We start from the raw sequence: 10506 nt of genomic DNA on the forward strand, positions 1-10506 counted from the left end.
GTTTCTTATTGGTTTTATTGTATCACTTCGTAATACTCTGTGTCAAGCATAGATAAGAAAAAGGCCACATCAGACGAAACTGTGTGACCTTTCACCAATTAAATATCTGTTAATGGTTTGTCTACTTCATTCTTAACTATATTTTCAATTTTATCTATCTCTGTGTTCTTTATATTGCTAACAAGCAGTCTAACTATAATACTTGTAACTTTTTTAAATATAACCTGATTTGAACCATAATCACTAAAACCACCAATATTGAAAGTTAAGATACCAGAAGGAATGACACTTAGCTTCATAAACACTTCCATTGACGTATTTAGAATGGTTTGAGCATATTCATTAGATATCCCTAGATGCACTTTATCCGAAGGAAGCGCCAATGTTTCAGTGATAATCTCTCCAGAATCATTAGAAACATTTACATGAATCTCAAGATTATTTGATTCTTTATAAACATATTCAGCTCCCAAAAATGCGTAATACCTTGGTGCGACAAATATTTCAATCGCTATTTTTTGGTTTTCTCTACTCATACAAATAGAGGTTTCTAATATTGAACTCAATACTTTAGCAGGCTTGTATTCATACAATGGTAATTCTTCCAACCAAACTCTGCATTTTTTCAATTTTCCTATATTGTTGATATTAATCATTATTTTAACCCCCAGAAATCTTTAAATCCTTGGTTAAACCACTCTGAAAACTGTTGGATTACTTCAGGGTGATATACACTATATGGTGAAACATTATATTTCTGTAATACTGCCTCATGTGCTACTTCATAAGGTATACCCTTCTGCATCATTGTAGCTTCTGCCACTTCATGCATATAAAAACTCGCATCAGCACCAGTAATAGGCTGCCCATTTTTTAATGCACTCTCAATTCTGTTTATCATCGCTTGGTTTTCAGGAATATCTCCAAACTGGGATATATGTTTTTTTACTAAATTTAACCCCTTTTCACTTACATTTATTGATTTCCCATTTAGTTTACCTAAACCATTACCAATATCCATGCTAAGGTTAGGATTATATGCACCTGTAGTCTTAGGCGTTCCCTCATTACCGACTCCTCCATTAAGTCCTTTCTGCATTCTTAAGTCTACAGTATTAGCAGCAGCTATTTCTTCATCTATCAAGGTACTTGGAATGCCATTTTTCCTTAACAACTCTTGTAGAAAATTACTCGTTACCCTATTAGTATCCAGGCTGGCACTTCCAATATTACTGCTTAAAGTAACAGTATTCCTCGGTTTGTTGTACCCATAAACTTCTATTTACTCCCATTTATTACCTATACCATTCTTCATATATATAGGCTTCGATGGCACAGAATACTTGTGTATATTTAATGAGACCAAATTCATACCTAAATAGTGAGAAAAACTTGCTGCATTCGCATGGTGGAATCCACCTATTGTCTCTAACGAAAGAAGCGCATACTGGGCCATTTCACCATTGCCATTCTTTATAGCTGTATTTAACCAAAAATCTTCCCTAAAGTTCAAAAGTGCCATCTCAAATTGAATTCTGTCAAAATCATATCCGATGTCTCTAAGTAATTGTGGCAACTCATTTGTTATCTTCTCATGCGTATCTCCATCAAGTAAATCATAACCTAAATCTTCTCCCAGAAGGTAAAAGATTGTCCTAAACCTATAACAATCATCTTTAACATTTACAGGTTTCGCATCTTTTCTATAGTCCTTACCATACTTTAGTCGACCATAGATTAAGTCATGTTTGGAATATTCATACCTTGCCTGTTCAGCAATAATTAATGCATCTTGTATGTACCGTGCTTTTTGTTCAAGAGAATAAGCATTAAAAATCGCATATGTTATCAAATAACTAGCCTGTTGAATCTTATAAAGCGCAACTTTTCCTTCAGCTGTAGATCTGTTTATAAAATCATCTAAAAGTTCTTCTGCCCCCTGAGGCTTATACAAATGCATAGATATCTTTGATTCCAAATGCCCTGTCGGATCATAGTATATAAGCGGATTATTCTTCACATACGTATACAGATTCAAGCTAAGCGGGTCATCCGGTGTACCAGTATATGTATCTTCCTGCAAAAATCTTGCAATCTTCGGGTCATACATTCTCGCATTGAGGTAGTACAATCCTGTCTCCTCATCGTACTGATATCCGGCATAAGTTATGTTGTTATCTACATTTCCTGTCGACTCAAGGATATTGCCAAACGCGTCGTAGTAGTAAGTAGCATCTACTTCTCCTGTCGCAGCATTAACCAATGCTGTTACATCAGCATGTCCATTGTACATATAGTAGTAGCTATCTGTACCTACAGTACGCATAAGCAGGTTCAAACCATATACGTTGCGGTTGGCGTTTCCGCTGCCGTCCAGCTCAAGTACCACCTTATCGTACTCATATACATAAGTTGTCAAGGTTCCGTTAACCTTTTTCCCTATCCTATAGCCTTCTGCATTGTATATATTTTCAACAGTAGAGCCACCAGTAATGGTTGTGCTTATTAATTGGTTAAATTCATCGTATTCATTTATTGCTCCGGTATCCGAGCAGCTTATCTGGTTGCCGTTGTTGTCGTAACCATAAGTAACGGTTTTATTGGTCTGGCCCACCATGACAATACGCTCAAGCCGATTCAAGTCGTTATAATGATAGGTATTTGTCTGGGCTATTGAACCATTTAACTGTATTTCTTCCTTCTCTCTATTACCAGCAGAATCATATGAATACAAAGTCACCTTGTTAATGTATTTCTCGTCTACCGACTCGAGCCTGTTCTGCGCATCATAAGTATATACTGTTTTACCCTTTCCATCCACCTTTGATGTGATGTTATGGCTTGCGTCATAAGTATACACATAGGCTTCAGTGTATCCGGACATTGTGTTTACAAGCTTTTTCAACAGTCCGTCATTATAGTATTCATACTCTTCTTTTGCACCGTTTTTATATACAACACTCTTTCTCGCGCCATTCTTATAATAAGTATAATATGCAATATATGGTGCAGTTTCGCTTCCATTCCTTACATACTCAAGTCTTCCGACAGCATCATAAACCTTCGTGGTCATATTTGACTTCTGGTCAATTGCTGTCTCAGCAATCATTCCGGAATCAGTTACAATGTCGTAAACATACACCGCTTTGCCTGTTACACCGGTTACTGCTTTTGATATTACCCTGTTTAAATCATCATAAGTTCTTATAATGCTGTTTCCTGTTCCTCTTGATGTCTCAACAGTCGCCTCCAGCAGGTTTCCGTTATTATCGTATGTATAGATTCTCTTTGTATAATCCCCTGACCTGACGGCGTTCTCTTCTGCCAGCCAGCCCTGCGGATAATACCGGTATGTTGTGGTTATATTATTTCTGTCAATTTTCTGTTTTAACGCTCCATCTTCATAATAGCTATAAGTTTCAATATTATCAACAGTTCCCGGATAAATCTTTTTCTTTACCAGATTTCTAGCATTGTACTCATATTGAACAGCAGGTTTTCCCTCGAAGCTTTGGGATTTCATATTACCGTTGGCATCATAGCTGTAGCGTGCAAGGTCTTTATGTCCTTAAACCTCTTTTGTCCGTTACTGCCTATGGAGTCATATTCCATCAGTTTGACTTTGGTTAACTGACCGCGCCAATTGTAAATATATACTGTTTCATTTCCCCGACCGTCATCTTTTGTAAAAATGTTGCCTGCAGCATCATATGTCTGTTTCCATTCATGCACAACGTTTCCGTCATGGTAATCCCTTGTAGTTACAAGCATACCGTTCTTATTATACTCAAATTCTTTGACATGGTCTTCACCGTCAAAGGATTGAATCTGGGCACTATTTAAATTGTAGTTGATTTTTTCTATCGCCGCGCCGGATGGGTCAACTTTTTCAATAAGCCTTCCCATATTGTCGTATTTATAGGCATATACTCTAACAGATGATTTTGTTGTATTGCCTATCGACTTAACTACTTCTACTTCTTTTACAACATTTCCATCTCTGTCATAGCATATATATTCCTCATGCTGTGATGTTCTTGAAGTATTTATCTCCTTTGTGTTAGGATTGATTAATTTCTTATTATTCACTACAGTCTTTATTTCTCTTCCCAACTCATCATACTGATGTTTGGTGACATTTCCATTCGGATCGATTTCATATACCAAATTACCTAATAAATCATAGCCGTAGCGTGTTGTTGTCTCATTCCTTATTCCACTGCTGCCATAGATTTTGGTGCTAAGTAATCTTCCCTGCTCATCGTACTCATACTCCTTAATTACATCAAGACCGTTCTTTTCATTCTTGACATTACCCATGGAATCATACTTGTATTCCACTGTGTTCGAATCAATCGATTCGTCAGAAGGATAAGTTACGCTCCTTAAATTGCCCAGATCATTATATTCGTAAACCGTCATATTTCCTTTGGCATCAGTAGTACTTTTTACATTTCCTGTATAATCATAGATTTCAATCTTAACCCTAACTTCCTCTCCCAAAGGATTGTCAATGTCCTCGAAAACATACACATCAAGTTTTCTGTTTGCATCATCATAAGCATATCTGGTTAATGCGTAACAAAGGTCTGATACCGGAACTATGGAAGAAGCTACCCCCGGTGTGATGAGTCGTATTGTGTAACTGCCAAGTTCTTGCCATATGCGGTGTACTCATAAGCCACTCTACCAATTCCGTCATATATGTATTTCTTGTTGTAGTTCCCGCCAGTACCTGCATTTGTAAATTCAGGATCCTTTTCGGTCTTAAGTTGATTTGCAAGATTGTATGTATACTCTATACCATAAGCGTTATCAATTGAACCTCCTGCTTTGTTATATGCTTCACCGTCCACTTTTTTGGTAACATTACCGTTTTCATCATAAGCATAAGCTTCAATTACAATACTTGATGCAACATCATCAAAAGCTTTGGTCGCCGGATTGTATTTTTTTGTAATACCCTCAAAGCTTTTTGTCTTTAGCCTTCCCGAATCATAGTAGGTATATTTTACATAGTTTCCTGTCTCCGACGGTTTTTTCCCTTCAATATAGTTTTGTGCCGACACCTCAGCTATCAATCTTCCTGCAGTGTCATACTCATATGCGGTAGTTACACTTTCCTTCTCCTGTTTTACGGTTTTACTAACTTGATCGTATTTGTTGAAAGTAACGTCAGTAGTTGTTTTTACCATAAAGCCTCTGCCGTCATATTCATAAGCTATGCTGCTCAACTTGTCAACTATGCCCTCGTACTTGGATAAAACCTCAACTTTTGCGATTTTGCCTTCCCAGTTGTAAGTTGTAATAGTCTCTACCGTCTTATAACGTCCTGGGTTTTCCGGATTTTCCATATCTCTGATTGTTACACTCTTCTTTACTAGCCTTCCAAGACTGTCGTAAGTAAATTTCTCAATAAAGTTACTTGGGTATGTTATTTTTCCGGCATTACCCAATGCATCAAAATCGCCGTAAGTTGTAACAATTGCACTGCAATTTCCGTGATATTCATACGGGCCATAATCTCTTATACCTTGGCCATTTACAGGAAATAAGCTTTCAAACGGTACAACATTATCTCCGTTCAACACCATATCCCGGGAAATATCTTGGTTCCTTACCAGTACTGCGGTTTTCTCCGGTTTTCCATGAGCATTGTATTCGAGGTATAGAACTGATTTTTTCCTGTCGCTTCCATATATATCCTTATCAAAGGTTGTCCTTTCTTCAATAAGATTACCGTCATCATTATAGAAATACTCTACTTTTTTGCCGGTTGAACTGCTTTCTTGTTTTACCTTGTTATCGTTGTAATACAAGTATGATATGCTGTTGTATTTCTTGCCGGCAAGAGCATTCGATGCCATACTGTATGTACCGTCAATGTTTATTGCAGCTATAATTAGGTCAACATAGTTTACCTCTTCGGCCTTTCTTCCTGCCTTGTCGTAATTAACCCTTGAATAGGATATTTCGTAAGTATTACTGTTAAGCTTTTCTACAGGCACATACTTTTCATCATAGTATAAATTTCTGTTCGAGTCGTAATTCCTGTAAGTATAATAAATGCTGCTTCCCCTTGGGTCTTTTACAGTCTTTACATTTCCGTCCGGATAATATGTAGTGACTGTTTTTATAACTTTAGTCTCATCAGGATGTATTACCTCTATTTCCCTTCCGGCATAGTCATAAATGTATTCGGTTTTTGCAAACTTGCCGTCATCAAGATACTGTTTATATATCTTTTTCGATTTACGATACTGTCGCCATATATATCTTCATAGATATACTCCTCAAGCTTAACCGCGCTTGTATCTGGATTGTCATCTTCCTTGAAATACGTAGCCTCAAGTCTATTCAAAGAATCATATTCATAAATGTAATAGGACTCCAACACCTCATCTGCTCCGGCTGAAGCCTTGCTGTAGTTTTTCTTGCCAATGAGGTTTCCTTCTGCATCATATTCATATTCGGTTATAGTGCTTGAAAAGCTTAAGCCTTGGATATTGTTTGTAACCTTGGTCACTCTTCCATATACATCATACTCATAAACTGTAGATGCTGTACCATTATAGTCTTCTCCTTTGTCATACATGCTGTTATACATCACAGGATTGACTTCTTTCTTCTTTCTTCCGTCATAGTCATAGTAGGTCCTGTGAACACTTACTGTTTTTCCGCCCAAGTCTTTCTTTATTACATGAGTTACCCGGTTTGTGCTGTTGTAACGATACTCTGTCTCAAATCCTTCCGGTGTTGTCACCGAACTTACTCTAAAGCAGTTATCGTATTCATATTGATAAGCAGCATCAATATTTCCAGACACACTAAGGTCTACCTTGTCGCTTGTTGCCAACAAGTTACCGTTGTCTTTGTATTTATATGTAGTCCATGTACCGTTTGGATATGTTATTTTTTCTATGAGGCATCCTTTTACTTTGTTGTAACCGGTAACATATTTATAGCGAGTTACAGCATCGCCTGCTTTAAGAACATTATCTGTCGGCAGTTTTGTGCTTGTATATACACTCCGGGGTCTTGCGGCTTTACAATTCTTGTCAGCCTACTTCTATACTTTGTGACCCCCTTCTCCTGGTATGACTCATAGTTTTCGTACATGTAAAATGTCTGTCGGTTCATCTGGTCAATTTCATACATTAGGTCCCCATTTTCATAATAACTGAACTTTCTTGTGGAATTGTCCGGGTAAGTTATCATTATAGTATTACCCTTTTCGTCTTTTTCCACTTTAGTTGTGCTTCCATTAAATGTTGTTGTAACTATCTCCGGCAGATTTTTATTTCGAATGTCATCATATGCCGGGCTCTTTTTCAAATCATTATATGTAAAGTTTGTAATATCAATTATGCCGGTATTATGCCTAATCTCATACTTATAGGTCGTCTCCCTGCCTTTTGCATCGATTGTCTTTAGAGGCTTTCCTGCAAAGTTGATATTATATATCTCTTTTGAGATTTTACCTCTTTTATCAATAACGGTGCGTGCAACCTCATTTTTATCTGTAGGCTGTTCTCCCTTTTCATCGCAAATCAAATCCGTGTAAAGATAGTATGTGGGCCTTCCTTCAGTATCATATTGTTTGTACATACGTCCATAGCCGTCATATACGTTTGTAAGTATTTTAACTTCTTCATTCGAATCATTTATTTTTGAAATCGTTTTTAGTTTATGTCTCTGTCCTTCAATCTCGTCATCGGCTGGGTAATACAGATATTTTGTAGTATAGCCGTTAAGGTCTTCTACTGTTTCCAGCATTCCATCGTTATTATATGTATAAGTTACTGTTCTTCCGGAATTATCCTGTATGCTTCTTACTTTATTACCTTCATAGCTAAAGGTAAGTATTCTTCCTATTGAGTTGTTTTCATTGTTCGGATCACAATCGTATATCTTCTTTAACTTTCCGTTCTCGTAATGATATTTGATTGTATTTCCATATCTGTCAATTATCTTTACAAGTTTGCCGTCATGATATTCGTAGGTTATTTGATCATCTTTGGTTGTAAGCCTGAATACATTGTTGCCCAAATCCCTCAGATCATCGTATATTCCTTGAGGCGGGAGGTATTTACCGTTACCGGTAGGTTTGAATATCGCTTTTGCTCCCGACGGATAAGTTACCTCGATACCGTCAGCATCTTCAATATAGTCTGTGCACACCCAACCGGTATACATTCCGTCAATAGTTTTTACTTTTATCCACTTACTTCCTAACATATAGCCTTCAAATTCCACAATACTTCCATAAGCAAGGCTCTTTATTATACGCCATTGCATCGGATCTAAATATGTAAGCTGTTCTATATTTGGAGGCTCTTGTCTTAAGTTAAGAGCTGACGCAGTTACTCTCTTATAAATACCGTCATACTTTTCGCTGATTGAAGATTCGAAATTAAAACTCCAACCATCCTCCTGAACTGTTCCGTTAACTACTTTTATGTTGTTTGAGTTGTATGTTCGCGTAACCGCTACATCCATTGCAGGGCTATCGATTCTGAAGTCCTCTACCTGAGTAGAATAACTTCCGGAAACGTTGTTAACACCATTGAGGTCAAAGATGCCGGTATTGCCCTCAAGGCATTTAGTCCATCAAGGTATGTCAATCCTGGTATTACCTGGGTAAAGTATTCATGAACTTCGCTCAGGACATTATACCCATCTGTACCTCCAACTATATAGATTTTGTTGTATGCCACAACTGCCCCGAAAGAGCTCTTTGCTCTATTAAGGCGAGGCAATTTTTTTATGGTTTTTTCGTGAGGGTCGAATTCCTCAACGGTATCTGAAGCTCTATTGTTGGTACCTCCTAAGATGTATATCTTTCCACTCATTGTCAATGCTTTAAGTTCTGCTCTTGCTTCTGCCAGCTTTGAGTTTATTGTTTTCCATGTATTTGTCTGCGGGTCGTATTCTTGAATAGATGATAGGTATCCACTTTGACCACGTCCGCCGAATACATATATTTTACCTCCATAGGTTGCTATACCAAAGTCTGCCCTTGGAGTCATCCAGTTTGAAGTTTTCGGTTTAACAGTCCACTGGGGATTGTCTGCCGACAGGTCGCACACTTCAACCGTATCACTGTATTTTAAGCCGTTATAACCACCGATAACGTACAGTTTGTCCCCAATTACCACAGCTCCTGCTCCGCTTTTTGCTTCGCTAATCGCAGGAAAAGCTACGGAATTGTCAAATTCAGCTATTGATGTATTATATACCCCGACAGTATTGAGGTAATTAAAGCCGTCAAATCCACCTATCAGATAGATTCTGTTGTCGGTTGATGCTACAGCCATATTTGATTTCGGCTCGCGCATCTTTTTATTTGGGTTGGGTGATGAACCCGGTGCATACTCTATCCAGAGGTTTTTTACAGGGTCATATTCCGATACGGTGTCAATATATATAGTAGTCCCTTTGTTTTCCGGATCAGGATAGCTTCCTCCAAAGGCGTACAGTTTTGCATTTACTTCAGCAAGTGCCAGTCCTTTCCTGGCAGGTTCAAGCGATGCTTTGGATATCATTGTACCCGGTTGAGGGTTTGGGTCAAATTGCTCAATTAGGAAATTCCATGGCAGTTCGTAGTAGTATCTTTTCGCTTTTGAATCGTATATCTCTCGCACATTATATGTGTACCCTTCACTCAGTGGTTTGGTTATGATAAGATTATTAATTTTAGAATAAGCTATTTTGTTAAAATATATATTTTGCACTTCACTACCACTTAATATTACCCTATGAGTTCCACTCGGATTAAAATTAGAGTTATCTCCAGCTTTTTGTGTAAAATCCCCTTTCACTTCTAACGCGCCTGCTGTTAATTTATTCTCATGACTTTTTCCACTTTTTGTCTCAAAATTTGCTCCTACTAACACATAATCTTCCTCTTCGGTCATCTCCAAGTATGAAGATCCGCTTATTTTATAGTCTCCTGCTATCTCCAGCCTTCCTCCGTTTATATCCAATGTTCCTCCAGTCTGTATCAAGTTCCCGTTTACCTTTAGTGTTTTCCCTTCTAGATTCAATTTACTTCCTTTTATGTATAAATCTCCGTTTATCACTTCATTCCCTGCTAAATTCCAACTACTATATTCTACTGTCATCGGTGACAACCCTGATGTGTTGTTTATAAATACCTTTGCATTATATTGACTTTTAAATATTAGTTCTTTCCCAGATGTGTTTCTATTCTCTAATATGTTAAATTGCGATAAATTTGGACTCGAAAAACTTATTGTTTGCTGTACTTCCCCACTTAATACAACCCTATGAGTTCCACTTGCCTTAAAGTTATAGCTATCCATTAAGTATTGTTTTTGTGTAAAATTCCCTCTCACTTCCATTATTCCAGCTGTTAATTTACTCTCATGATTTTTTATGCTCTCTGTTTCGAAATTCCCTCTTACTAATACATAATCTTCCTCTTCTGTCATCTCAAAGTATGAAGATCCGTTTATCTTATAGTCTCCTGCTATCTCTAACCTT

At 37.5% G+C, this 10506-nt stretch carries 8 protein-coding genes; all 8 read right to left on the minus strand.

The annotated features are described in order from the left end of the window. Positions 1-98: 98 nt before the first annotated feature. Positions 99-656 carry a hypothetical protein gene (locus JCM21531_RS15865; protein WP_038291294.1) on the minus strand — a complete coding sequence of 186 codons (558 nt, stop codon included), beginning with the start codon at positions 654-656 and terminating at the stop codon, positions 99-101. Then, positions 656-1144 carry a hypothetical protein gene (locus tag JCM21531_RS22980; RefSeq protein ID WP_243467832.1) on the minus strand — a complete coding sequence of 163 codons (489 nt, stop codon included), beginning with the start codon at positions 1142-1144 and terminating at the stop codon, positions 656-658. Before JCM21531_RS22980 ends, JCM21531_RS15865 begins: the two co-directional genes overlap by 1 nt. Positions 1145-1282: 138 nt before the next feature. Further along, on the minus strand, positions 1283-3523 hold the full coding sequence (locus JCM21531_RS22985) for an RHS repeat domain-containing protein (RefSeq protein WP_243467833.1): 2241 nt from the start codon (positions 3521-3523) through the stop codon (positions 1283-1285). Continuing rightward, a complete protein-coding gene (locus tag JCM21531_RS22990; RefSeq protein ID WP_243467834.1) occupies positions 3520-4533 on the minus strand; it encodes an RHS repeat domain-containing protein in 1014 nt (337 codons plus the stop codon). Before JCM21531_RS22990 ends, JCM21531_RS22985 begins: the two co-directional genes overlap by 4 nt. A gap of 80 nt (positions 4534-4613) precedes the next feature. Then, positions 4614-6008, minus strand: coding sequence for a hypothetical protein (locus JCM21531_RS22995; protein WP_243467835.1), 1395 nt, complete (start codon positions 6006-6008; stop codon positions 4614-4616). A gap of 158 nt (positions 6009-6166) precedes the next feature. After that, positions 6167-6856: an RHS repeat domain-containing protein gene (locus JCM21531_RS23000; RefSeq protein ID WP_243467836.1), complete on the minus strand. Its 690-nt coding sequence runs from the start codon at positions 6854-6856 to the stop codon at positions 6167-6169. A gap of 113 nt (positions 6857-6969) precedes the next feature. Continuing rightward, entirely contained in the window at positions 6970-8580 is a 1611-nt protein-coding gene (locus JCM21531_RS23005) for a DUF6531 domain-containing protein (protein WP_369347714.1), read from the minus strand. Continuing rightward, positions 8526-10506 (minus strand): Kelch repeat-containing protein (locus tag JCM21531_RS23010; protein WP_279379103.1); only part of this gene is annotated, 1981 nt, incomplete at its 5' end. The genes JCM21531_RS23005 and JCM21531_RS23010, both read right to left, overlap by 55 nt.

The sequence above is a fragment of the Acetivibrio straminisolvens JCM 21531 genome (assembly GCF_000521465.1).
GTDB classification, from domain to species: domain Bacteria; phylum Bacillota; class Clostridia; order Acetivibrionales; family Acetivibrionaceae; genus Hungateiclostridium; species Hungateiclostridium straminisolvens.

Excerpts from the sequence above, each read along its gene's own strand:
- JCM21531_RS22985 (WP_243467833.1), bottom strand. The coding sequence starts at position 3,523 with ATGAAATCCCAAAGCTTCGAGGGAAAACCTGCTGTTCAATATGAGTAC.
- JCM21531_RS15865 (WP_038291294.1), bottom strand. The coding sequence starts at position 656 with ATGATTAATATCAACAATATAGGAAAATTGAAAAAATGCAGAGTTTGG.